The organism is Streptomyces sp. NBC_01197, from assembly GCF_036010505.1.
Taxonomy (GTDB): Bacteria; Actinomycetota; Actinomycetes; order Streptomycetales; family Streptomycetaceae; genus Streptomyces.
The window spans coordinates 1,108,991-1,132,682 of the sequence record NZ_CP108569.1 but is presented as its reverse complement, the minus strand read 5'-3'; the positions used below and the strand labels follow the sequence as shown (position 1 = coordinate 1,132,682).

The following is a 23,692-nucleotide window of genomic DNA, read 5'->3' as shown; positions in this document are numbered from 1 at the left end:
TATGACGCAAACGTACGACCCTAAGGCTTCCACTCCGGGCTGCGGCCGCTGAGCCCGATCACCCGGTCGAGGAACGGCGCGTCCTGCGGCACCTCGACAGCCGGCCCGAAGGCAGGCTCGCGCGCCGGGCTGTCCGCCGGGGCGAGCAGCGCGTACGAGACGCCGAGGCTCGCCGGATCGGGCGCGTACCGCTGTCCGGTCGAGCGGGCCAGGTCCCAGCCGTGCACGACCAGCTCGTTCAGCGCGATCCGTCCGGCGACCGTGGCGGGGAAGGTGAATCCGCCCGCCCTGGTGTCGCCTTCCCACGCGGCGGGGGAGTGCCAGGCCGCGATCAGCTCCTCCAGCCGGCGGGGCAGGGCCGTCCGCCAGTCCGCGGCGAGTTCGGGGCTCGGGCCGGTGCCCGGGGCCGTGTCGGTGTTGGGCCCGAATTCCTTCCGGGCCGCGGAGCAGAACGCCACCGTCAGTCCGGAGATGTGGGCGAGCAGGTCCCGGACCGCGAAGTCCGGGCAGGGTGTGGGACCACCCAGCTGTGCGTCGGTGACGGCGTCGGCGAGCTTCGCCATGTACCGGGCCGGGGGCTCCATGTCGGGCAGAGCGCTGTCGGGTTCCTTGGGTGCGTCGGTGTGCGTATCCGTGTCCATACCCTTCAGACCGGACCCGGTACGAGAACTCATCGGTCGCCGGGAAATCCCTCGGACTCCCCGGCATCCTGCCCGGTCGGGCGGGGAGCGACCGGCGGGGGACCGGGAGGCGGTGTCCTGTCCCCGGCGGAGATGAAGTCCTCCAGGACCAGGGCATGGACGGTGCAGGGGCGCCCGAGTACGACGTCCTCGCGCAGGGGTGAGAAACCGAGGCGCCGGGCGACCGCGCCCGACGCTGCGTTGTCGCGGTGGATCATGGCGGTGATCTGCTGGAGCCCCAGCGGCCCGAAGCCCCACGCGAGAACGGACCGGGCAGCTTCCGTGGCATAGCCGCGGCCCCAGTGCGCACGGGCGAAGGTCCAGCCGATCTCGGTCTCGTCGAACTGCTCCCACCAGTTCAGGCCGGAGCGCCCGATGGTCTCCCCGGTGCTCCTCAGCTCGACCGCGCACAGACCGTGCCCCCGCTCGGCCCACTGCTGCTCGATGGCGCGCAGACGAGCCGCGGCCCGCGCCCGGGTGTAGGCGCCGACGTACGAGTTGACCTCCTCGTCGGCGTGCAGCCGTACCCACCAGTCGGTGTCGGCCCCGGTGAGCGGGCGCAGCCGGAGGCGTTCTGTGGTGATCACTGTCATCCGCCGACGGTACAGGGGCCGGGGCGGGACACCCCCGGGCGCCGTACCCGTCTCAGTGCACGCTCGGAACGGCTATGGACGCGCCGGGAACGTCCTGGTGGTTGCCGTTCCGCTCCGAGACGCAGAGATACACCGCGGCGGCGATTCCGGCCCCGGTGAACCAGGCGAACGGTGCGACGGCGGAGAACAGCGGCACAAGGGCGCAGACGATGGCAGCGACGGCCGCCGGGGCGAAGGCGGCGATGGCGCGCAGGTTGACGCCGCGTGTGTAGTGGTACGCGGCGGAGGCGTCCATCGTGTACAGCTCCGGCACATTGACCCGGCCCTTCCTGATCAGCCAGTAGTCGGCGATGATCACGCCGAACAGCGGGCCGAGGAACGCGCCGAGGCCGCCCAGGAAGTAGTTGACGACGGTCGGGTTGTTGTAGAGGTTCCACGGCAGGATGACGACGCCGATCACGCCGCTGACGATGCCGGCCCGCCTGAAGTCGAGGCGCTTGGGGAAGAGATTGGCCAGCGCGTAGGCCGGGGCCACGAAGTTGGCCATGAGGTTCACCGCGACGGTGAGAACGATCAACGCCAGACTGGCGAGCGCCAGGAACCAGGTGCTGGGGATGGCCTGCACGACATCCGCCGGGCTGTTGATGACATGCCCGTTGATCCGGAACTGCGCCCCGGCCAGCACGACCGCGATGGTCCCGAAGAGCATGATGTTGACGGGGATGCCGCAGAAGTTGCCGATCGTGATCGACTTCCTGCTCGTACAGGACCGGGTGAAGTCGCAGAAGTTCAGCGCGAACGTGCCGTAGACGGCGACCCAGAGCGACGCTCCCGCGAAGATCTCGTGCCACATCTTCCCGCCGGTCAGCGGGTGGTTGCTGGACAGCGCGATGGAGCCGCCCGCCTTCCAGAACATCCAGACGGCGAGCGCGGACAGCGTGAACAGGATGACCGGGCCCGCCAACGCCTCGTACTTCCGCACCATTTCGATGCCGTACATCAGAATGCCGATCTGGACGCACCACAGGAACCCGAAGGAGATCCAGCCGAGGGTCGACAGGCCGAGGAAGGAGTTCTCGGTCAGATGGACGAGCGGGTGGTGCAGCGTGATCAGCAGGACGTTCAGCACATGGGACGCGAGATACGTCTGGATGCCGAACCACGCGATGGCGACGGCGCCGCGGATGAGAGCCGGGATCTGGGCGCCCCGGACACCGAAGCTGATACGGCTCATGACCGGGAACGGGATGCCGGTCTTCTGGCCCATGTACCCGGACAGGTTGAGTATCCCGAAGAGCAGCGCCGCGCCGATCGCGAGAGCGAGCAGCACCTGCCAGGCACCGAGCCCGAGGGCGAACAGGCCTGTGGCGAACGTGTAGTTGCCCAGGCTGTGCACGTCGTTGGCCCACAGGGTGAAGATGTTGTAGCTGCCCCAGCGGCGCCCGTGGACCTCGGTGGGCGCCAGGTCGTTGTTGTACAGCCGGGGGCTCAGCGGGGGCGTGGCACGAGCCGATGACGGCCGGTCGCCGCCGTCGGACGGAGCCAGGGGACCGTCGTGGGCATCAGTGGCGATGGCGGTGGTATCCAGGGAGGGCGTTGCTCGGGGCGGTTCCACAGGCATGTCTGCACTCATCACCGGGCCACTCATTCTGAGGAAATTCCACTATGTGGAATCTAAATATCGGGATGCGGCAAGGTTAGGTTCGTCCAAGTGCACTGTCAATAGATTGTGGGTTTCTTCAACATGCCTGGTGGGTGCGGTGGAAGGCGGCCGTGGAGGGTGGGATCGGGGCATATCCGGAGGCACGGGTTCCGGTGCTGGACGGGACAGCCCGAAAAACAAATGGGGCTGCCCCGGAGCCATGCGGCTCCGGGGCAGCCCCAGCGATCAAGCGGGTCGCGCGATCGGTCTCGCGCGGTCGGCGGTGGCGCCTCAGCTCCCCAGCTGCTCGTACGCGGGCAGGGTGAGGAAGTCCGCGTAGTCGGCGTCCAGGGACACCGTCAGCAGGAGGTCGTGCGCCTGCCGCCACTTGCCCGCGGCGAACGACTCCTCGCCGATCTCCTTCTCGATCGCGGCCAGCTCGTCCGCCGCGATCTTCCGCGCCAGCTCGGCCGTCGCGTGTTCGCCGTTCTCGAAGACCACGTTCGCGTTGATCCACTGCCAGATCTGCGAGCGGGAGATCTCCGCCGTCGCGGCGTCCTCCATCAGGTTGAAGATGGCCACCGCCCCCATACCGCGCAGCCACGCCTCGATGTAGCGGATGCCGACCTGGACCGCGTTGACCAGGCCCTCGTACGTCGGCTTGGCGTCCAGGGAGTCGATCGCGATGAGATCGCCCGGTGCCACCGCGACGTCCTCGCGCAGGCGCTGCTTCTGGTTCGGGTTCTCGCCGAGGACCGCGTCGAACGACTTCATGGCGATCGGCACCAGGTCCGGGTGGGCGACCCAGGAGCCGTCGAAGCCGTCGGCGGCCTCGCGGTCCTTGTCCGCCTTGACCTTCTCGAAGGCCACCTTGTTGACCTCGGCGTCACGCCGGGAGGGGATGAAGGCGGCCATGCCACCGATGGCGTGTGCGCCGCGCTTGTGGCAGGTGCGGACCAGCAGCTCGGTGTACGCGCGCATGAACGGCGCCGTCATCGTGACCAGATTCCGGTCCGGCAGAACGAACTTGGAGCCGCCGTCGCGGAAGTTCTTGACGATGGAGAACAGGTAGTCCCAGCGCCCCGCGTTCAGCCCGGACGCGTGGTCGCGCAGCTCGTAGAGGATCTCCTCCATCTCGTACGCCGCCGTGATCGTCTCGATCAGGACGGTCGCGCGGACGGTGCCCTGCGGGATGCCGACGTAGTCCTGCGCGAAGACGAAGATCTCGTTCCAGAGGCGTGCCTCCAGGTGGGACTCGGTCTTCGGGAGGTAGAAGTACGGGCCCTTGCCGAGCTCGATGAGGCGCTTGGCGTTGTGGAAGAAGTACAGGCCGAAGTCGACCAGCGCGCCCGGGACGGGGCGGTCGTCCAGCACGAGGTGGCGCTCGTCGAGGTGCCAGCCGCGCGGGCGCATCACGACGGTCGCGAGGTCGGCGGCGGGCTTCAGAGCGTACGACTTGCCGGACTTCGGGTCCGTGAAGTCGATCCGGCGTTCGTAGGCGTCGGTCAGATTGAGCTGGCCTGTGACAACGTTCTCCCAGGTGGGGGCGGACGCGTCCTCGAAATCTGCGAGCCAGACCCTGGCGCCCGAGTTCAGGGCGTTGATGGTCATCTTGCGGTCGGTCGGGCCGGTGATCTCGACGCGGCGGTCGTTCAGCGCGGCCGGGGCCGGCGCGACCTTCCAGCTGTCGTCGTTACGGATGCTCGCGGTCTCCGGGAGGAAATCGAGCGAGGACGTCCGGGCGATCTCGGCACGGCGCTCAGCGCGGCGGACGAGCAGCTCATCACGGCGGTGGGTGAACCGCCGGTGCAGCTCGGCCACGAAGGCCAGGGCCGCATCGGTGAGGACCTCGTCCTGCCGGGGCAGGGGCTCGGCATCGACGATGGCCAGCGGAGACGGCGCTGGTGCGGACATGAGCTGTCACTCCTTCAGCGGGCGGTACTTGACGGCCGCAGGACTCTCATGGTGGCACGGAGTGCCAAGGGGTCGCGGTACGGTCGCAGGCGCTCTGTGGGGCACGGAGCGCTTCTGACGTGTGGATACTAGTTTCCTCATGGTGGAAGTTCAACGTATGTTGACGTCGAGATTCTCCGGATCGACAGATTTCGGCGCAGAGTGCCAGCTCGGTCACTCCAAGTGGAACAGGTCTTCGACGGTGTCGATGTCGTACTCATCGGCGATATCGGAGCACTCCACCAGCGTGATGGCCTCCTGGTGGGCCCTGAGGTAGCTGCGGGCCCCGCGGTCGCCGACCGCCGTCGCCGCGATGTCCGCCCAGCGGTCGGCGCCGAAGAGGACCGGGTGGCCGCGCTTCCCCTTGTACGAGGCGGCCACCAGGCTCGTCGCGGAGCCGCCCGCTTCCCGTACCCGGGCCACCGCCGCCGCCCCGATTCCCGGCTGGTCCACCAGCAGGACGAGGGCGGCGTCCGCACCCGACCCGGCCACCGACGCGAGTCCGGCGCGCAGCGACGATCCCATGCCCTCCTCCCACCGGGGGTTGTCGGCGAGCACGCAGCCGGACAGCTCGGCCCGCTTCCGTACGTCGTCCGCGGCAGCACCCAGTACGACATGCACCGGACCGCAGCCCCCCTCGCGCAGCACCCGGACCGCTTGCTCGACCAGCGGCCGGCCGCGGTGTTCGAGCAGGGCCTTGGGGCGTCCGCCGAGCCGCCGGCCGCCGCCCGCTGCGAGCAGCAGCCCGGCGACCACCGGTCCGGCCGTCCGGGAAGGTCCCGGCAGGAAGGTATCCGTGCCCGTGTTGTTCACTTCGGTTCCGCCTTCGTATCGCATCAGGACTGGATACTTCATGGACGCCACCTCGTCCGGCTGAATTCCCGCCCTGGAGTGGCGAGAACGACGAGCGGTGGCGTTAACTGACTCGTGACCCGCGGTGTACGACCAGCGCCACACGGTCGACCAACCGTAGGGAATGACCGGCACAGAGTTGTGCGAGGGGGGAACTTTGTTGCGAAGTGCGGGGCAGAAACGCGTAACGGGCATCGGCGAGGACCCGAGAGTGTCGGAGCTGAGCGCCTCCGTCTCCCGGCTCCGCCGTGAACTGGCCGCTCACCCGGCCCAGTTCCCCGACCGTGCCATCGCCGAGGACGAACTGGCGGCCCTGGAGGAGATGGCCCGGAGCGGGGTGCCGGAAATCCTGCGGCTGCGTCGCTCGTTGCTGCTGGTCGCGGGGGCGATCGGCTCGGTCAGCGCACTCGCGGTCTCGCTCTCGGAGGTGCGGAACGCGGTGGAGCTGTTCGGATCGGCCTCCTGATGTCCGTCCGCAGGGTGGTGCCGGACATCACGACGCACGCCATGGCGGAGAGCCGGGACTTCTACGGTCTGCTCGGGCTCGGCGAGGTCATGAACCAGGGCTGGGTCATGACGCTCGCCTCGTCCGTCAACCCCACCGCGCAGATCACCCTCACCACGCACGACGCGAGCGCAGCCGTGCAGCCCGACCTCTCCATCGAGGTGGACGACGTGGACGCGGTGCACGCGGCGGTGCTGGCCTCGGGGGCGGAGATCGTGCACCCGCCGCGGGACGAGGAGTGGGGCGTACGCCGCTTCTTCGTACGCGATCCGAACGGCAAGGTGGTCAATGTGCTGAGCCACCGGCGCGACGGATGAGCCGCCGCGCCGAGGCCACGGCCACCGCCGAAGTACGGGAGTCCACACCCAGCTTGGCGTAGATGTGCACCAGATGGGACTTCACCGTCGCCTGGCTGAGGAACAGCACCTTGCTGATCTGCTGGTTCGACAGACCGTCCCCGACCAGCTGCAGCACCTCCAGCTCCCGGCGGGTGAGCGACTCGCCCGGTGCGCGCATCCGGTCCATCAGCCGGTGCGCGACGGCGGGCGCCAGCGCCGAGCGGCCCGCCGCCGCCGTCCGCACAGCGGCGGCCAGCTCCTCGGGCGGCGCGTCTTTCAGCAGATAGCCGCTCGCACCGGCCTCCACCGCGGCCAGGATGTCCGCGTCCGTGTCGTACGTAGTCAGCACCAGGACCCGCGGCGCCCCCTCGACGGCGGCGATGGCGGCCGTGGCCTCCGCGCCGTGCATGCCCGCGCCGAACTGGAGATCCATCAGGACCACGTCGAACTCTCCCGAAGCGGCCAGCTCCACGGCCTGTTCGGCGGTCGCCGCCTCGCCGGCCACCCGGAAGCCGGGCTCGGTGTCGAGGACGGCGCGCAGCCCGGCCCGTACCACCGGATGGTCATCGGCGAGCAGCAGCCGGATCGTCATGCGGGCGCCCCTTCGGGTACGGGGATCTCTTCGGATTCGGGCAGCGGCAGCGTGACCGCGACGGCCGTCCCCTGGCCCGGTGTGGACTCGACGGCGAAGGTGCCGCCCAGTGACTCGACGCGTGAGCGCATGGCGGGCAGCCCGAAACCCCCGTCACCGGACGGGGTACCGGCGAGCACCGGGTCGAAGCCGGAGCCGTCGTCGACGACGTCCAGGGCGACCGCGGTCTCCATGAAGCTCAGGGTGATCTCGGCGCGGGAAGCCCCGGCGTGCTGAACGGTGTTGGCGAGCGCCGACTGCGCGATCCGCAGCAGCGCCACCTCGTACGGTGTGGGGAGCGCGACCGGCGTGCCGCTGGTGGAGAAGCGGACGCGCGGTCCGGGGCCGCCCGTGCAGAGGCGGTCGAGCGCGGCCGCCAGTGAACCGTGCTCCAGCGCGGGCGGCGACAGCGCCCGTACGAAGCGGCGGGCCTCGGCCAGGTTGTCCTGCGCGGCCTGCCTGGCCTGTTCGATGTGGGCGGCGGCCGGCGCGTCGGCGGGCAGGGTGCGCCCGGCCGCCCGCAGCAGCAGCTGGATGGAGGAGAGCCCCTGGGCGAGGGTGTCGTGGATCTCCCGGGCGAGCCGCTCGCGCTCGGCGAGCGTGCCCGCGGTCCGTTCGGCTGCGGCGAGTTCGGCCCGGGTCGAGATCAGCTCCTCGATCAGCCGGCGGCGGCTCTCGCTCTCGCGGTAGAGCACCTGGTAGCCGAGGACGGTGGCCACGGCGACCGCCGCCCCGAGGAGCGGGCCGATGAACGCACCCGGATTCAGCGCCGCCCCGTGACCCACGTACGCGGCGATGGCCGCGCCCGCCGTGACGACGACCAGGGGCACCGACCAGCGCACCGGCAGGAGATGCAGCTGGAGGAAGTACAGCGGGAACGCCACCCACAGCCCGTCCGGGGAGAGCACGAGCAGCCCCAGCCACGCCACGCCGAGCACACCGAGCCAGACGGCGGCGGACCGGCGCGAGGTCCGTACCGAAGGCCAGACCGCGCCCGCCGCGTACACCGCGCCCAGCACCACGGCCGCCGCCACCACCGCGGGCGCGTTCGCCGCGTGACCGGCGAGCGCCCGCACCGCGGCCAGCGCCAGCAGTCCCGCCATCAGCAGGTGGAGGCAGAGCCGCAGGACGAGCAGCGCGGGGGTCAGTGCACGGGGATCCATGATCCTCCCAGCGTAGGCGGATCGTCCCGGAACGCCCTCAATCGAAAGTTTGATTGCCGGCTCCGTCTTTTGATCCGTGCGGAGCCATCCGTGGCGCGATGCCCAAGCGCCCCCGGTGCCAGCAGGGTTGGGCACATGTTCGTCGCATGGAGAGATCTGAGATTCGCCAGGGGCCGGTTCGCCCTGATGGGGACGGTCATCGTGCTCATCACCCTGCTGGTCGGACTGCTGTCCGGGCTGACCGCCGGGCTGGCCAGGGACAACACGTCTGCCGTCACCGGGCTGCCCGCCGACCACCTGGCCTTCGCCGCACCGCCCTCGGGGCAGTCCGCCTCCTTCACCGGGTCGCTGCTGCCGCAGAGCGCCTGGCGGAGCTGGGCCGCACAGCCTGGGGTGAAGAGCGCGCAGCCGGTCGCCATCGGCACCGGCAACGCGGAAGCGGGCAGCCGCACGGCCGCGGTCTCCGCGTTCGCGGTACGGCCGGGCTCAGGTCTGGCGCCCGCGGAGCCCGGGCGCTCCGGTGTGGTGCTGTCCAGGGGCGCCGCTGACGACCTGCGCGTGGCGACCGGGGACACCGTCACGCTCTCGGGCAGGAAGTTCAGGGTGACGGCGGTCGCAGGGGACGACTCGTACAGTCACACCCCCGTCGCTTGGACCTCGCTCCGCGCGGGCGAGCCCGCCAGTGTGGTGGCCCTGACCACCACCGGCGGGGCGGACCTCGGCGCGGGGGACCGGGCGGCCGGTACGAAGACGCTCACCCTGGACGGGTCGCTGAGCGCGCTCCCCTCGTACCAGGCGGAGAACGGCTCGCTGCAGCTGATGCGCGGCTTCCTCTTCGTCATCTCGGCCATGGTGATAGGCGCGTTCTTCACGGTCTGGACGATCCAGCGCAGCGGCGACATCGCCGTCCTGAAGGCGCTGGGCGCCTCCACCCCGTATCTGCTGCGCGACGCTCTCGGGCAGGCGGTACTGATGCTGCTGGCCGGGACGCTGCTGGGCACCGCCATCGCCGCCGGGGTCGGCGCCATCGTGCCCGCGAGCGTCCCCTTCGTGCTCGACCCGCTGACCTCCGTCCTCCCCGCCGCCGTGATCGTCGCCCTCGGCGTGCTCGGGGCGGCCCTGTCCATCCGGCGGATCACCGCCGTCGACCCGCTGACCGCTCTCGGGAGCGCACGATGACCCTGACCCTGGACGATGTGACGCTGACCTACCCGGACGGGGACGGCCGGGTGGTCGCGCTGGACGCGGTGACTCTCGATGTTCCGGCCGGGTCGCTGACGGCGGTGGTCGGACCGTCCGGATCCGGCAAATCCAGCCTGCTGGCGGTGGCGGCGACGCTGGTGACCCCGGAGCGGGGACGGGTGGTCGTCGACGGAGCGGACACGGCCTCGCTGAGCCGCGCTGCGAAGGCTGCGCTCCGGCGCGAACGCATCGGGATCGTCTTCCAGCAGCCGAATCTGCTTCCGGCGCTGACCGCCGCCGAGCAGCTCCAGATGATGGCGCACCTCTCGGGGCGGTCCGCTGCCCAAGTCCGCGGCCGTGCCGTGGAGTTGCTGGAAGCGGTGGGCCTCGCGGACCAGGCGGGCCGTCGCCCGCACCAGCTCTCCGGCGGTCAGCGGCAGCGCGTGAACATCGCGCGTGCGCTGATGAACGAGCCGTCGGTACTGCTGGTGGACGAGCCCACCAGCGCCCTCGACCACGAGCGGGGCGCGGGCGTGCTGGACCTGCTGGTCACGCTGACCCGGGCGCGCGGTACCGCGACGGTGCTGGTCACGCACGACCACGCGCATCTGGACCGGATGGACCGGACGGTGTCGATGGCCGACGGGCGGCTGACCGTGCCGGTGGCTGAACCGCCGGTCGTCTGAAGCCGGTCGTCCGAAGCCGGTCGTCCGGACCGCGGTGCGGAACGGGGACCGGATTGGCCGAGGCCCCGGCCGTATCAGATCCGCACAGGATCAGATCCGCACCGATCAGACCCGCACCGATCAGACCTGCTGGGGCCCCGCGCTCGCGAGCGTGGCCGAGAGCTCCAGGGCGATGCCCTGGAGGATCGGCACGATCCGCTCGGTCGCCTCCTCCGTCACCCGGCTCGCCGGACCCGAGATCGAGATCGCGGCGGCCGTGGGGGAGTTGGGGACCTGGACCGCGAGGCAGCGGACCCCGATCTCCTGCTCGTTGTCGTCCACCGCGTACCCCGCGTGGCGCACGACTTCCAGGGCGTCCAGGAACCCGTCCGCTGTGGTGATCGTCTTCTCGGTGGCGGCCGGCATGCCGGTCCTCGCCAGCAGCGCCCTGACCTCGGGCGGCGGGGTGTGCGCGAGCAGCGCCTTGCCGACTCCGGTGGAGTGTGGCAGGACCCGCCGTCCCACCTCGGTGAACATCCGCATCGAGTGCTTCGACGGGACCTGCGCGACGTACACGACCTCGTCCCCGTCGAGCAGCGCCATGTTCGCCGTCTCCCCGGTCTCCTCGACCAGCCGCGCGAGATAGGGGCGGGCCCAGGTCCCCAGCAGCCGGGCCGACGACTCGCCGAGCCGGATCAGGCGCGGCCCCAGCGCATAGCGCCGATTGGGCTGCTGGCGTACATAGCCGCAGGCGACCAGGGTGCGCATCAGCCGGTGGATCGTGGGCAGCGGCAGACCGCTGGCGGCCGAGAGCTCGCTCAGGCCGACCTCTCCACCGGCGTCGGCCATCCGCTCCAGCAGATCGAAGGCACGCTCCAGGGACTGCACGCCACCACTCGGTGGTGCGGTCTTGGCGTCGGGTGCGCTGGTGTGGGACTGCGGCACGGCGGCGGTCCTTTCGAGGCGGGCGGGGCAAGGCGCCAGCCTACCGGGCCGCGGTCCGCTGTATCCCCCTCGGCGGCAGGCGTTGGGGCCGGTCAGAACCCCTTTGTCCGGATCAGGCCGTGGGATGGGTACGATCCGGAGCCAGGGATACCGGAGGGAAGTACATTCCGGCACCCGAAATTTGGCTTTTGCTTTGTGGAATCATCCAGGCGGCTGGTCCGGTCTTGACGAGCCACGGCGCGCAGCGAACACTCCATTATCGGAACGTGAATTTCGCTATATGGAAAGAGGGGCTCGGGTGTCCACCACCGAACTGGTTCTGCGCTCGACGCGTGTCATCACCCCCCAGGGGACACGCGCCGCATCGGTCGCCGTCGCCGGGGGGAAGATCGCGGCAGTGCTGCCCTACGACGCGGAGGTGCCGGAGGGCGCCCGGCTGACGGACTTCGGCGACGACGTGCTGCTCCCCGGCCTCGTCGACACCCATGTCCATGTGAACGACCCCGGCCGCACCGAGTGGGAGGGGTTCTGGACGGCGACCAGGGCCGCGGCCGCGGGCGGGATCACCACGCTGCTCGACATGCCGCTCAACTCGCTGCCGCCGACCACGACCGCCGCCAACCTGCGGACCAAGCAGGACGTGGCCCGCAGCAAGGCGCACATCGACGTCGGCTTCTGGGGTGGTGCGATCCCGTCCAACGTCAAGGACCTGCGCCCGCTGTACGACGCCGGGGTGTTCGGCTTCAAGTGCTTCCTGTCGCCTTCCGGCGTCGAGGAGTTCCCCGAGCTTGACCAGGAGGAGCTCGCCCGGTCCATGGCCGAGATCGCCGGCTTCGGCGGGCTGCTGATCGTCCACGCCGAGGATCCGCACCAGCTGGCCGACGCCCCGCAGCGCAGCGGCCCCCAGTACGCGGACTTCCTGGCCTCCCGCCCGCGCGCCGCCGAGAACGCGGCGATCGAGGGCCTCATCGCGCTCGCCCGGCGGCTGGACGCGCGGATCCATGTCCTGCACCTCTCGTCCAGCGACGCACTGCCGCTGATCGCCGCGGCCAAGCGCGAGGGCGTCCGGGTCACCGTCGAGTCCTGCCCGCACTTCCTCACCCTGACGGCCGAGGAAGTCCCGGACGGGGCAACGGAGTTCAAGTGCTGCCCGCCGATCCGCGAGGCCGCCAACCAGGACGCGCTGTGGCAGGGGCTTGCCGACGGGACGATCGACTGCATCGTCTCCGACCACTCGCCCTGCACCACTGACCTCAAGACCCCCGACTTCGCCGACGCCTGGGGCGGTATCTCCTCCCTCCAGCTGGGCCTCCCGGCGATCTGGACGGCTGCGCGCGAGCGGGGCCACAGCCTCGACGACGTGGTCCGCTGGATGTCCACGGCGCCGGCCGCGCTCGCCGGTCTTTCCGGCAAGGGCGCGATCGAGGCCGGCCGGGACGCCGACTTCGCGGTGCTCGCGCCGGACGACACGTTCACCGTCGACCCGGCGGAGCTGTACCACCGGAACCAGGTGACGGCGTACGCCGGGAAGACCCTGTACGGGGTCGTGCGCTCCACCTGGCTGCGGGGCGTGCGGATCGCCCAGGACGGCGTACCCGGCGAGCCGGTTGGCCGACTGCTCGAACGCGACGCCTGAGCCTGCCGGCCTCCGCCCCGGGCACCGGGATTCCCGGTTCCGGGGCGGAGGCCGGCGTGTGAGAGGCCCCCTGCACCGGTGTTACGCCGCGTGCCCGCCGTCCACCAGCAGCTCGGCCCCCGTCACATACCCGGCCTCCTCGCCGGCCAGATACGCCACCAGCGAGGCCACCTCGTCCGCCGTCCCGAAGCGTCCCAGCGCCGTCGCCGCGCGCTGGGGCCCGGCGTACGGACCGTCCGCTGGATTCATCTCCGTGTCGACCGGGCCCGGCTGGATCACGTTGACCGTGATGCCCCGCTCGCCCAGCTCCCGGGCGAGCGACCGGGTCAGCCCGGTCAGCGCGGCCTTGCTCATTCCGTAGAGGCTGGCCCCGGGACCGCCCGCGTAGCGGGTCAGCGCCGTGCCGGTCGAAATGATCCGGCCGCCCGGCCTGAGCACCGCGGCCGCGGCCTGTGAGCCGAGGAAGACCTCTCGTACGTTGACCGCGAGCGTACGGTCGAGGTCGGCCACCGTGAGATCGCCGACCGGGGCCAGCACACCGACCCCCGCGTTGTTCACCAGGATGTCGAGCCCGCCGAACTCCTCGACGGTGCGGGCCACAGCGGTCGCCGCGTCCGTACGCAGCGCCAGACCCCGGCGGCCCGCCTCCTGGATCCCGGCGACGACCTCCTTGGCTGCGGTCTCGTTCCGTTCGAACGTGATCGCGACGTCCGCGCCATCCCGTGCCAGCCGCAGCGCCACGGCGGCCCCGATCCCGCGGCTGCCGCCCGTCACCAGCGCCGCCCGGCCGTCCAGCGCTGACCTGTTCAGAGAAGACATGGTGTGTCCCGCCCCATCGTTTCGTCGGTAGTGTTCGCACGTCCCAGCAAAGCGGCGGACGGCCATCCGTACCGGCGGGAAACGGACTGCGAGTCCGGGGTCGGGTGCCGACGGCCCCGCCCGGAACCGGCCAGCCGGAACCGAACAGCGGGTGCCGGCCGTTCACCTGCCGGTACGGATGTACCGGCCCCGCCACCGCCCCAAGGAGAACCGGCCGTGACCCTCCAGCAAGAGATCGTCGGCAACGCCATGCAGATGGCCGTCGTCAGCCTTCAGCCCGGCCAGACCGTCTACTGCGAGGCCGGGAAGTTCCTCTTCAAGACCTCGAACGTGAGCATGGAGACGCGTCTCTCCGGGCCCGGCGGCGGTGCCGGCCAGCCGGGGCAGGGTGGTCAGCAGGGGCAGGCCGGCGGAATGGGCGGAATCCTCAGACAGGCCATGGGCACCGCGATGCAGGTCGGCCAGCGGGCGCTGGCCGGGGAATCGCTAGCCTTCCAGTACTTCGCGGCCACCGGCGGGGAGGGCACGGTCGGTTTCGCGGGCGTGCTACCGGGCGAGATGCGCGCCCTGGAGCTGAACGGCAGCCGGGCGTGGTTCGCCGAGAAGGACGCGTTCGTCGCGGCGGAGTCCACCGTCGATTTCGGTATCGCCTGGCAGGGCGGCCGGACGGGCCGCAGTGGCGGTGAGGGCTTCATCCTGGAGAAGTTCACCGGCCGCGGGACCGTGATCATCTGCGGTGCGGGCAACTTCATCGATCTCAACCCGGCCGACTTCGGCGGCCGTATCGAGGTCGACACCGGCTGCATCGTCGCTTTCGAGGAGGGCATCGAGTACGGCGTCCAGCGCATCGGCGGCCTCAACCGCCAGGGCATGATGAACGCCGTCTTCGGCGGCGAGGGCCTGTCCCTGGCCACGCTGGAGGGCAACGGCCGGGTGATCCTCCAGTCGCTGACCATCGAGGGCCTGGCGAATGCCCTGAAGAAGGCGCAGGGCGGCGACAAGCAGGGGCCCACCGGTGGACTCTTCTCGACGAACGCCGGATAGGTCCTGTCCTGCCGGGCCGGGCGGAGCTCCGGCCGGCGGGTCCTGCGCGATGTCTCCGAAAGTCCGATGACTCCGAAAGTCCCGGGCTCCGTGACTTTGGTCCCGGCTGCCCCGCCGAGCACCGCACCGGGCGCGGCCCCTGCGTAACTTTGTTGGCATGACGCGTTCGGAGTACCGCTGGCTGCTGCCCTCGGCCCTCGCGGGCGACGAGCCTGCCGAGGACCGGGAGAGGCCGCACCGCACCCTGCGCGACTGGATCGTGGACATCGCGGCCTTCCTGATCGCGCTGGGCATCGGTGTGCTGGCCCTGGACTCCATCAAGAACCAGGCGGGCTACACCGACATCGACAGCGCCGCCGACCAGGTGATCGGCGCGCTCTCCTGCTGCACGCTGTGGGTGCGCAGGCGCTGGCCCGTGGGGCTCGCCGCGGTGCTCGTGGCGGTCAGCGCGTTCGCGCCGCTCGCCGCGGGCGCCGTGCTGGTGGCGCTGTTCGGCCTGGCCGTGCACCGCCCGTTCCGGCCGGTCCTGGTACTGGGGGCAGCGGCGGTGGCGGCCGGGGGAGTGCAGGCCGCACTGCGCCCCGATCCGACCATGTCCTGGATCAGCTCGACGCTCTACGGCACGGTGCTGGTCCTGCTGGTGATCATCTGGGGCATGTTCGTACGTTCCAGGCGCCGGCTCGTCGTGGTGCTGCGTGAACGCGCCCACCGCGCCGAGGCGGAGGCCGACCTCCGCGCCGAACAGGCGCAGCGGCTGGCCCGCGAGGCCATCGCCCGGGAGATGCACGACGTACTGGCGCACCGGCTCACCCTGCTCAGCGTCCACGCCGGAGCCCTGGAATTCCGGCCGGGCGCACCCGAGCCCGAGGTCGCCCGCGCCGCCGGGGTCATCCGGGACAGCGCCCACGAGGCCCTCCAGGACCTGCGCGAGATCATCGGGGTGCTCCGGACCCCGGGCGAGGGGGAGGGCAACCGGCCGCAGCCCACGCTGGCCACGCTCGAAGCCCTGGCCGCCGAGTCCCGGCAGGCCGGGATGTCGGTCACCCTGCACAACAAGGTCGCGGACCCGGCCACCGTCCCCGCGGTCACCGGCCGCACCGCCTACCGCATCGCCCAGGAAGGGCTCACCAACGCCCGTAAACACGCCCCGGGGGCCGAGGTCACCGTCACAGTCACCGGCAGCCCCGGGGCCGGGCTGACCGTCGAGGTACGGAATCCGGCGCCGCCCGGCGACGTGCCGAAGGTGCCGGGGTCCGGTCAGGGGCTCATCGGCCTCACCGAGCGGGCCACCCTCGCGGGCGGCCGTCTCGACCACGGCGCGACCGACGGTGGCGGCTTCCGGGTCGCCGCCTGGCTGCCCTGGACCGCCTGACCGTCAGGCGCGGTCCGGCCCGGCTCGGCCTCAACAACCGTGTCCAGACAGCACTGTTGGTCCACGACACGGGGTTCCGCCAAGGGGACGGCCGCGTACGCTGAGGCGATGACGCTGATCGATCTGCGGCAGGACACCGAGGACTGGATTCCGGGACTGCTGATGCACGGGGCGCGGAAACTGCCGGTGTGCCGGTGAGGCTGGACAGGCGGTCCGGCACCGGAAGGCAGGGAGCGGTGCGATGAGCGAACTCGACCTGGAACTCGCGCGCCGGACGCTCGACGCGCAGCCGTTCAGCCGTCTGCTGGGGGCGCGCGTCACCGGGTTCGGCGGCGGCGCGGCCGTACTGGAGGTGGACGTCCGCGACGAACTGCTGCAGCAGAACGGCTTTCTGCACGGGGGAGTGCTGGCGTACGCGGCGGACAACGCCCTCACCTTCGCGGCCGGGACGACGCTGGGGGCCGCCGTGCTGACCGGCGGCTTCTCCATCCAGTACGTACGCCCCGGCGCGGGCCGCACGCTCGTCGCCCGCGCCGAGGTGGTGCACACCGGGCGCCGCCAGGCCACCGTCCGCTGCGATCTGGTCATGGTGCGCGACGACGGTGAGGAGGTGCTCTGCGCCGTGGCACAGGGGACCGTGCTCTCGGCTGCCGCGCCACCGTCCTGACAGGCGGTCAGTACCCGGTGCCCGCAGAGCGATCGCTGCTTCAGCCGGTGGCGACCTCGTCCGCGCGGACCGGGCGCCGCTCGCGCCGGGACAGCTCGCACGCCTCAGCGATGCGCAGCGCGGCCAGCGCCTCCCGGCCGTCGCACGGGTTGGCCAGCTCGCCCCGCGCCACCCGCAGGAAGGCGTCGAGCTCGGCTTCGTAGGCCGGGGCGAACCGCTCCAGGAAGCCGGGCCACGGCCGGCCGGCGGGCGGCGGGCCCTGCGATCCGGCCGAGGTGAGAGGCGTACGGTCGCCGAGCCCCACCGAGATCTGGTCCAGCTCCCCTGCCAGCTCCATCCGGACGTCGTAGCCCGCGCCGTTGCACCGGGTGGCGGTCGCGGTGACCAGGGTGCCGTCGTCCAGCGTGAGCAGCGCGGCGGCCGTGTCCACGTCACCGGCCTCGCGGAACATCGCGGGCCCCGCGTCCGACCCGGTCGCGTACACCTCGGCCACCTCGCGCCCGGTCACCCAGCGCACCATGTCGAAGTCGTGCACCAGACAGTCCCGGTAGAGCCCGCCGGAGAGCGGCAGATACGCGGCGGGCGGTGGCGCCGGGTCGGAGGTGAGCGCGCGGACGGTGTGCAGCCGGCCCAGCGAGCCCGACCGCACGCGCTCGCGCGCCGCCGCGTACCCGGCGTCGAAGCGGCGCATGAAGCCGAGCTGGAGCACGGTGCCCGCCTCCTCGGCCTCACGCAGCGCCGCCAGCGTGCCCGGCAGGTCCCCGGCGACCGGCTTCTCGCAGAAGGCCGGCAGGCCGGCGCGGGCGGCCCGGCCGATCAGAGCGGCGTGCGACGAGGTCGCCGAGGCGATGACGACCGCGTCCACGCCCGAGGCGAAGATCTCGTCGACCGAAGGGGCGGCCGTCGCCCCGGTCCGGCGCGCGACCTCCGCGGCGCGCGCCGCCTCGGTGTCGGCCACCACCAGCGCGCCGACGTCCCGGTGGCCGCTGAGCACCTTCGCGTGGAAGGAACCGATCCGGCCTGTCCCGATGAGTCCGATACGCATGGACCCCAACGTGGCCGCAGCTCCGCCCACTGTCAAGCCTTTGTCCTGACAACCGGACCTGAGCTACCCTCTCGGCGTGTCCAAACCCGCGGCCGGCCCCGCCCTCAGCCTTGAGCTCAGCGTGGACCGCAGCAGCCCGGTCCCGCTGTACTTCCAGCTCGCCCAGCAGCTGGAGTCGGCCATCGAGCGAGGCAGGCTGGTCCCGGGCAGCCTGCTGGGCAACGAGATCGACCTCGCCGGCCGGCTCGGCCTGTCGCGCCCCACCGTCCGCCAGGCCATCCAGTCGCTGGTCGACAAGGGGCTCCTTGTACGCCGCAGAGGCGTCGGCACCCAGGTGGTGCACAGCCAGGTCAGGCGTCCCCTCGAACTGAGCAGCCTCTACGACGACCTGCTCGCCGCAGGGCAGCGGCCCACCACCCGGGTCCTGCGCAACGAGACCGTCCCCGCGACGGCCGAGGTCGCCGCCGCGCTCGCGGTGCCCGAGGACAGCCAGGTCCGGTGCGTCGAGCGGCTGCGGCTCGCGTACGGCGAGCCCATGGCGCAGCTCCGCAACTACCTGCCCGAAGAGCTGCTGACCCTGGACACCCCCCGGTTGGAGGCCACCGGCCTCTACCGGCTGCTGCGCGCCGCCGGGATCACGCTGCACAGCGCCCGCCAGTCGGTCGGTGCGCGGGCCGCCACCGCGCAGGAAGGCATACGGCTCGCGGAGCCCGAGGGGGCGCCGCTGCTGACGATGGAGCGCACCACGTACGACTCCACCGGACGGGCCGTCGAGTTCGGCACACACATCTACCGCGCCTCGCGGTACACCTTCGAGTTCCAGCTGCTGGTACGCCCTTAGTGCGGCTGATGAGCAGTCGTGCAGCTCGTAAGAATGTTCTGACAAACCATTGACGAGCCCCGGCGCCCGCCGCTAGAACTCCTCTGCCGCAACCCGGCGGCCGGGAGAGAGGGCGGACCCCCTTGCTTACGACCCGTACAGCAGCAGCGCGCCTCGTCGCACCCGCGGGCGGTACCCGATGACTCGCCGGCGATCAGCGGTGACCCATACTTGGGCCGCCGGTCCGGACGGGACCGGCCACCGTCCGCAGCGAGCACAGCAGTCGAAGCGCCCGCAGCAAGTACAGGAACACCGAGAAGGGCATCACGTCGTGGCAAGGGTACGAACCTGGGTCAGCGGGGCGCTGGCGCTAGCGCTGGGGCTCTCCCTGGCGGGATGCAGCAGCACAGGCGGCAAGCGGGCCGAGGAGCGCGCCTCACGGGCCGCTGCCGTCGGCAAGGCCGCTGTGAACACCCCCCGCTGGAAGATCGCGATGGTCACCCACTCCGGCGACGGCGACACCTTCTGGGACATCGTCCAGAAGGGCGCCAAGCAGGCTGCCGCCAAGGACAACATCACCTTCCTCTACTCGCACAGCGAGGAGGGCCAGCAGCAGGCCCAGCTGGTGCAGACCGCGATCGACCAGAAGGTCGACGGGCTGATCGTCACCCTCGCCAAGCCCGACTCGATGAAGGCCGTCGTGCAGAAGGCCGAGAAGGCCGGCATACCGGTGATCACCGTGAACTCCGGCTCCGAGGAGTCCAAGCAGTTCGGCGCGCTCAGCCACATCGGCCAGGACGAGACCATCGCGGGCGAGGCCGTCGGCGACGAGCTGAACAAGCGCGGCCGCAAGAAGGCCCTCTGCATCCTGCACGAGCAGGGCAACGTGGGCCACGAGCAGCGCTGCGCCGGAGCCAAGAAGAACTTCCACGGCACGATGGAGAACCTGTACGTCGACGGCACCAACATGCCCGACGTCCAGTCCTCCATCGAGGCCAAGCTCCAGGCCGACCCCGCCATCGACTCGGTCGTCACCCTCGGCGCACCGTTCGCCGACGCCGCCGTCCAGGCCAAGGACACCGCGGGCAGCAAGGCCGAGATCGACACCTTCGACCTGAACGCCAAGGTCGCGTCCGCCCTGCAGAAGGGCGCCCTCGGCTTCGCCGTCGACCAGCAGCCGTACCTCCAGGGGTACGAGGCGGTCGACCTGCTCTGGCTCTACAAGTACAACCGCAACGTCCTCGGTGGCGGCCGGCCGGTCCTCACCGGCCCCCAGGTCATCACCAAGCAGGACGCGGGCGCGCTGGCCGCCTACACCCAGCGGGGGACTCGATGAGCACCGCCGCACAGACGCCGGACGAACGGCTGCTGCGCTCCTCGCCGCTGCGCCGGCTGCTCGGCCGTCCCGAGCTGGGTTCGGTCGTCGGCGCCGTCGCCGTCTTCATCTTCTTCTCGGTCGTCGCGGACAGCTTCCTGCGGCCCTCCAGCCTCTCCACGGTGCTCTACGCGGCGTCGACCCTGGGGATCATGGCCGTACCGGTGGCGCTGCTGATGATCGGCGGCGAGTTCGACCTGTCGGCCGGGGTCCTGGTGACCAGCTCGGCACTGATCTCCTCGATGTTCAGCTACCAGATGACCGCGAACGTCTGGGTCGGCGTCGGTGTCTCACTGCTCGTCACGCTCGCCATCGGCGTCTTCAACGGCTTCATGCTGACCCGCACCAAGCTGCCCAGCTTCATCATCACGCTGGGCACCTTCCTGATGCTGACCGGGCTCAACCTCGGCTTCACCAAGCTGATCAGCGGCACCGTGTCGACCAAGTCCATCGGTGACATGGAGGGCTTCCCCTCGGCGAAGACGGTCTTCGCCTCCCAGCTCACCATCGGCAACGTCGACCTCAAGGTCACCCTCCTGTGGTGGGCGGCGCTGATCGCCGTGGCGACCTGGGTGCTGCTGCGCACCCGCGCCGGAAACTGGATCTTCGCGGTCGGCGGCAACGACGACGCGGCCCGCGCGGTCGGTGTCCCGGTCGTCAAGACCCGGATCGGCCTCTACATGGGCGTGGCCTTCGCGGCCTGGATCTCCGGCCAGCACCTGCTCTTCAGCTACGACGTGGTGCAGTCGGGCGAGGGGGTCGGCAACGAGCTGACGTACATCATCGCGGCTGTCATCGGCGGCTGTCTGATCACCGGCGGCTACGGTTCGGCGATCGGCTCCGCGGTCGGCGCGTTCATATTCGGCATGACCAGCAAGGGCATCGTGTACGCGGAGTGGAACCCGGACTGGTTCAAGTTCTTCCTGGGAGCCATGCTGCTCCTGGCCGCCCTGCTCAATGCCTGGGTGCGCAAGCGAGCGGAGGCGTCGCGATGACGGAGCAGACAGCGCCGGGGCAGCCGGAGCGGCCGGAGCCGACGGCACCGCCGGCGGGGACCACACCGCTGGTGGAGCTCGACCGCGTCAGCAAGTTCTACGGGAACATCAAGGCGCTGGAAGAGGTCTCCCTCGTCGTGCACGCGGGCGAGATCTCCTGTGTGCTCGGCGACAACGGCGCCGGCAAGTCGACCCTCATCAAGATCATCTCCGGGCTGCACCGGCATGACGCGGGCCGCTTCCTGATCGACGGCGACGAGACGAGCCTCGGCAAGCCGCGCGAGGCGCTCGACCGGGGCATCGCCACCGTCTACCAGGACCTCGCCGTCGTCCCGCTCATGCCGGTCTGGCGGAACTTCTTCCTCGGCTCCGAGCCGACGAAGGGCGCGGGCCCGCTCAAGCGTCTCGACGTCCGGCTGATGCGCGAGACGACCCGCTCCGCGCTGCTGCGTATGGGCATCGACCTGCGCGACGTCGACCAGCCCATCGGCACCCTCTCCGGCGGCGAGCGCCAGTGTGTGGCCATCGCCCGCGCCGTCCACTTCGGGGCCAAGGTGCTGGTACTCGACGAGCCCACCGCCGCGCTCGGCGTGAAGCAGTCCGGGGTGGTGCTGAAGTACGTCGCGGCGGCCCGGGACGCCGGTCTCGGCGTGGTCCTCATCACGCACAACCCGCACCACGCCTACCTGGTCGGTGACCGCTTCGTGCTGCTGAAGCGCGGCGCGATGTTCGGCAGCCACAGCAAGGACCAGATCACCCTGGACGAGCTCACCCGGCAGATGGCGGGCGGCAGTGAACTTGAGGAGCTCAGCCACGAGCTCCGGCGTTCACCCCGGCCCGGGGAGCCGGGCCCTGACAAGTCCGGCGCTGACAAGTCCGGCGCTGACAAGTCCGGCCCTGATGAGTCCGGCCCCGATGAGTCCGGCCCCGACAAGACGGACGGAAACCCCGCCGGGGACGCCTCCTGAGGATTCGGGTGGCATCATCAGTCCGATGAGTACGTACCGTGACTTCGCGCACCGCGGCTCCGCCCGCGCCACGGTCCTGCGGACCGTCGGGACCCGCGAGCGGCGCTCGCATCTCACAGCGCCCCGCGTCCCGACCGTCGGCATCGACATCGGCGGTACGAAGGTGATGGCGGGCGTCGTCGACGCCGACGGCGTCATCCTGGAGAAGATCAAGACCGAGACCCCGGACAAGTCCAAGAGCGCCAAGGTCGTCGAGGACACCATCGTCGAGCTGGTCCTCGATCTCTCCGACCGCCACGATGTGCACGCCGTCGGCATCGGAGCGGCCGGCTGGGTCGACGCCGACCGCTCCAGGGTCCTCTTCGCACCCCACCTGGCCTGGCGCGACGAGCCGCTGCGCGACGCGCTCCAGGGCAGGCTCGCCGTCCCCGTGATGGTCGACAACGACGCCAACACCGCTGCCTGGGCCGAGTGGCGCTTCGGCGCCGGCCGGGGCGAGGACCATCTGGTGATGATCACGCTCGGTACCGGCATCGGCGGCGCGATCCTGGAGGACGGTCAGGTCAAGCGCGGCAAGTACGGCGTCGCGGGTGAATTCGGTCATATGCAGGTCGTCCCGGGCGGTCACCGCTGCCCCTGCGGAAACCGCGGCTGCTGGGAGCAGTACAGCTCGGGCAACGCCCTCGTCCGTGAGGCCAAGGAGATGGCCGCCGCCGACTCCCCGGTGGCGTACAGCATCATCGACCGGGTCAAGGGCAACATCCCCGACATCACCGGGCCGCTCATCACCGAACTCGCCCGCGAGGGCGACGCGATGTGCGTCGAGCTGTTCCAGGACATCGGCCAGTGGCTGGGCGTCGGCATCGCCAATCTAGCCGCCGCGCTCGACCCCTCCTGCTTCGTCATCGGCGGTGGCGTCAGCGCCGCCGACGACCTGCTCATCGGACCCGCACGGGACGCCTTCCGGCGCCAGCTGACCGGCCGCGGCTACCGCCCCGAGGCCCGGATCACGAAAGCGCAGCTCGGGCCCGAGGCAGGTATGGTCGGGGCGGCCGACCTCTCCAGGCTGATCGCCCGGCGGTTCCGCAGGGCGAACCGCCGCCGTGTGGAGCGCTACGAGCGGTACGCACAGGCTGCCCGTACCACCCGCACCACCCAGGGATCCCCGTAATGACGACGTCCGTGCCGCACCAGACCTCGCCCCCCGAGGGCGGTGGACAGTCGCCGGAGGACCACCGGCACATGATCCGCCGCCGATGGCTCACCGCGGTCATCATCGTGCTGCTCATCGGGATCCCGGCCGGCTACCTGGCCATCTCCGCCGCGCAGAGCCGCGAAGGCGGCCGGGCCAACGAGAAGGAGGCCATGGCGACCGGCCTCACCCACCACTGGCCGTCGAAGGTGCTGCGCCGCACGTTCGACGTACCGATCCCGGAGAACGCGGTGGGCGTCTGGTACTACCAGACCAGCAACTGGAAGGTCAGCAGGCTGTACGTGCGGTTCACCACCGATCAGGCCGGCCTGGACGCCTTCCTCAAGAAGGCGGGGACCAGCACCGCCGCACTCAAGGACGGGAAGATCACCGTCAGCCCGCGGAACGCGAAGATCGTCGGCTGGAAGTTCCCCGACACCCGCGACTGGGCCGGTACGACCGTCACCCGCAAGAGTCCGCAGCCCACCGTCGACATCACCGTCGACCGGACCTTCCCGCACGGCAAGAGGGTGTATCTCGTCTCGACCGACACCCCCTGAAAACGCCGCTCGGCGCCTCCTGCGCGGAAGCCCGCCGAGCATCCCGGCGG

24 protein-coding genes are annotated in these 23,692 nt (G+C 70.9%); 14 read left to right on the top strand and 10 right to left on the bottom strand.

Going from position 1 to position 23,692, the window contains the following annotated elements; all coding sequences use genetic code 11:
- Positions 1-20 precede the first annotated feature (20 nt).
- The 5 genes from OG452_RS05085 to OG452_RS05065 form a co-directional block, all read right to left on the bottom strand.
- On the bottom strand, positions 21-641 hold the full coding sequence (locus OG452_RS05085) for a TIGR03086 family metal-binding protein (protein WP_327299512.1): 621 nt from the start codon (positions 639-641) through the stop codon (positions 21-23).
- Positions 642-670: 29 nt separating this feature from the next.
- Complete coding sequence (locus tag OG452_RS05080; protein ID WP_327294408.1) at positions 671-1,273, bottom strand: GNAT family N-acetyltransferase; 603 nt, start codon at positions 1,271-1,273, stop codon at positions 671-673.
- Between the two features lie 52 nt (positions 1,274-1,325).
- Entirely contained in the window at positions 1,326-2,894 is a 1,569-nt protein-coding gene (locus OG452_RS05075) for an NCS1 family nucleobase:cation symporter-1 (protein WP_327294407.1), read from the bottom strand.
- Between the two features lie 312 nt (positions 2,895-3,206).
- On the bottom strand, positions 3,207-4,829 hold the full coding sequence (aceB, locus tag OG452_RS05070) for a malate synthase A (protein ID WP_327294406.1): 1,623 nt from the start codon (positions 4,827-4,829) through the stop codon (positions 3,207-3,209).
- A gap of 213 nt (positions 4,830-5,042) precedes the next feature.
- A complete protein-coding gene (locus tag OG452_RS05065) occupies positions 5,043-5,612 on the bottom strand; it encodes a nucleotidyltransferase family protein (protein ID WP_327299511.1) in 570 nt (189 codons plus the stop codon).
- A gap of 265 nt (positions 5,613-5,877) precedes the next feature.
- On the opposite strand from OG452_RS05065, the gene OG452_RS05060 reads away from it, so the two are divergent.
- Positions 5,878-6,186, top strand: coding sequence for a DUF5955 family protein (locus tag OG452_RS05060; protein WP_327294405.1), 309 nt, complete (start codon positions 5,878-5,880; stop codon positions 6,184-6,186).
- Entirely contained in the window at positions 6,186-6,542 is a 357-nt protein-coding gene (locus tag OG452_RS05055) for a VOC family protein (RefSeq protein ID WP_327294404.1), read from the top strand. The genes OG452_RS05060 and OG452_RS05055 overlap by 1 nt, the downstream gene beginning before the upstream one ends.
- On the opposite strand, the gene OG452_RS05050 is transcribed toward OG452_RS05055, so the two are convergent.
- Together OG452_RS05050 and OG452_RS05045 are read right to left on the bottom strand one after the other, a co-directional pair.
- Positions 6,511-7,155 (bottom strand): response regulator transcription factor, encoded by a 645-nt coding sequence (locus OG452_RS05050; RefSeq protein ID WP_327294403.1) that lies wholly within the window; start codon positions 7,153-7,155, stop codon positions 6,511-6,513. The two genes, OG452_RS05055 and OG452_RS05050, sit on opposite strands and share 32 nt — an antisense overlap.
- Positions 7,152-8,357, bottom strand: a complete 1,206-nt coding sequence (locus OG452_RS05045) for a sensor histidine kinase (RefSeq protein ID WP_327294402.1) — start codon at positions 8,355-8,357, stop codon at positions 7,152-7,154. The genes OG452_RS05050 and OG452_RS05045 overlap by 4 nt, the downstream gene beginning before the upstream one ends.
- A 135-nt stretch (positions 8,358-8,492) precedes the next feature.
- Between OG452_RS05045 and OG452_RS05040 the strand changes: the two genes are divergently transcribed.
- Together OG452_RS05040 and OG452_RS05035 are read left to right on the top strand one after the other, a co-directional pair.
- Positions 8,493-9,536 carry an ABC transporter permease gene (locus OG452_RS05040; RefSeq protein ID WP_327294401.1) on the top strand — a complete coding sequence of 348 codons (1,044 nt, stop codon included), beginning with the start codon at positions 8,493-8,495 and terminating at the stop codon, positions 9,534-9,536.
- Complete coding sequence (locus OG452_RS05035) at positions 9,533-10,225, top strand: ABC transporter ATP-binding protein (RefSeq protein WP_327294400.1); 693 nt, start codon at positions 9,533-9,535, stop codon at positions 10,223-10,225. Before OG452_RS05040 ends, OG452_RS05035 begins: the two co-directional genes overlap by 4 nt.
- Before the next feature lie 120 nt (positions 10,226-10,345).
- On the opposite strand, the gene OG452_RS05030 is transcribed toward OG452_RS05035, so the two are convergent.
- Positions 10,346-11,149, bottom strand: coding sequence for an IclR family transcriptional regulator (locus OG452_RS05030; RefSeq protein ID WP_327294399.1), 804 nt, complete (start codon positions 11,147-11,149; stop codon positions 10,346-10,348).
- 298 nt (positions 11,150-11,447) lie between these two features.
- On the opposite strand from OG452_RS05030, the gene allB reads away from it, so the two are divergent.
- Positions 11,448-12,785: an allantoinase AllB gene (gene allB, locus OG452_RS05025; protein WP_327294398.1), complete on the top strand. Its 1,338-nt coding sequence runs from the start codon at positions 11,448-11,450 to the stop codon at positions 12,783-12,785.
- 81 nt (positions 12,786-12,866) lie between these two features.
- On the opposite strand, the gene OG452_RS05020 is transcribed toward allB, so the two are convergent.
- Positions 12,867-13,604, bottom strand: a complete 738-nt coding sequence (locus OG452_RS05020; protein ID WP_327294397.1) for an SDR family NAD(P)-dependent oxidoreductase — start codon at positions 13,602-13,604, stop codon at positions 12,867-12,869.
- A gap of 216 nt (positions 13,605-13,820) precedes the next feature.
- On the opposite strand from OG452_RS05020, the gene OG452_RS05015 reads away from it, so the two are divergent.
- The 3 genes from OG452_RS05015 (at position 13,821) to OG452_RS05005 (ending at position 16,687) form a co-directional block, all read left to right on the top strand.
- Positions 13,821-14,648, top strand: coding sequence for an AIM24 family protein (locus OG452_RS05015; protein ID WP_327294396.1), 828 nt, complete (start codon positions 13,821-13,823; stop codon positions 14,646-14,648).
- 157 nt (positions 14,649-14,805) lie between these two features.
- Positions 14,806-16,020, top strand: a complete 1,215-nt coding sequence (locus OG452_RS05010; RefSeq protein WP_327294395.1) for a sensor histidine kinase — start codon at positions 14,806-14,808, stop codon at positions 16,018-16,020.
- A 241-nt stretch (positions 16,021-16,261) separates the two neighbouring features.
- Entirely contained in the window at positions 16,262-16,687 is a 426-nt protein-coding gene (locus OG452_RS05005) for a PaaI family thioesterase (RefSeq protein WP_327294394.1), read from the top strand.
- Positions 16,688-16,727: 40 nt separating this feature from the next.
- Here the strand turns inward: OG452_RS05005 and OG452_RS05000 are convergent, their stop codons facing one another.
- Positions 16,728-17,732: a Gfo/Idh/MocA family protein gene (locus tag OG452_RS05000; protein ID WP_327294393.1), complete on the bottom strand. Its 1,005-nt coding sequence runs from the start codon at positions 17,730-17,732 to the stop codon at positions 16,728-16,730.
- A 76-nt stretch (positions 17,733-17,808) separates the two neighbouring features.
- Between OG452_RS05000 and OG452_RS04995 the strand changes: the two genes are divergently transcribed.
- The 6 genes from OG452_RS04995 to OG452_RS04970 all read left to right on the top strand — a co-directional run bounded on the left by OG452_RS04995 (position 17,809) and on the right by OG452_RS04970 (position 23,642).
- Positions 17,809-18,573: a GntR family transcriptional regulator gene (locus OG452_RS04995; RefSeq protein ID WP_327294392.1), complete on the top strand. Its 765-nt coding sequence runs from the start codon at positions 17,809-17,811 to the stop codon at positions 18,571-18,573.
- Positions 18,574-18,883: 310 nt separating this feature from the next.
- Positions 18,884-19,888 (top strand): sugar ABC transporter substrate-binding protein, encoded by a 1,005-nt coding sequence (locus tag OG452_RS04990; protein WP_327294391.1) that lies wholly within the window; start codon positions 18,884-18,886, stop codon positions 19,886-19,888.
- A complete protein-coding gene (locus OG452_RS04985) occupies positions 19,885-20,922 on the top strand; it encodes an ABC transporter permease (protein WP_327294390.1) in 1,038 nt (345 codons plus the stop codon). Before OG452_RS04990 ends, OG452_RS04985 begins: the two co-directional genes overlap by 4 nt.
- Positions 20,919-21,890, top strand: coding sequence for an ATP-binding cassette domain-containing protein (locus OG452_RS04980; RefSeq protein WP_327294389.1), 972 nt, complete (start codon positions 20,919-20,921; stop codon positions 21,888-21,890). The genes OG452_RS04985 and OG452_RS04980 overlap by 4 nt, the downstream gene beginning before the upstream one ends.
- Positions 21,891-21,915: 25 nt before the next feature.
- Positions 21,916-23,061: an ROK family glucokinase gene (locus tag OG452_RS04975; protein WP_327294388.1), complete on the top strand. Its 1,146-nt coding sequence runs from the start codon at positions 21,916-21,918 to the stop codon at positions 23,059-23,061.
- Positions 23,061-23,642, top strand: a complete 582-nt coding sequence (locus OG452_RS04970; protein ID WP_327294387.1) for a hypothetical protein — start codon at positions 23,061-23,063, stop codon at positions 23,640-23,642. Before OG452_RS04975 ends, OG452_RS04970 begins: the two co-directional genes overlap by 1 nt.
- Positions 23,643-23,692 lie beyond the last annotated feature (50 nt).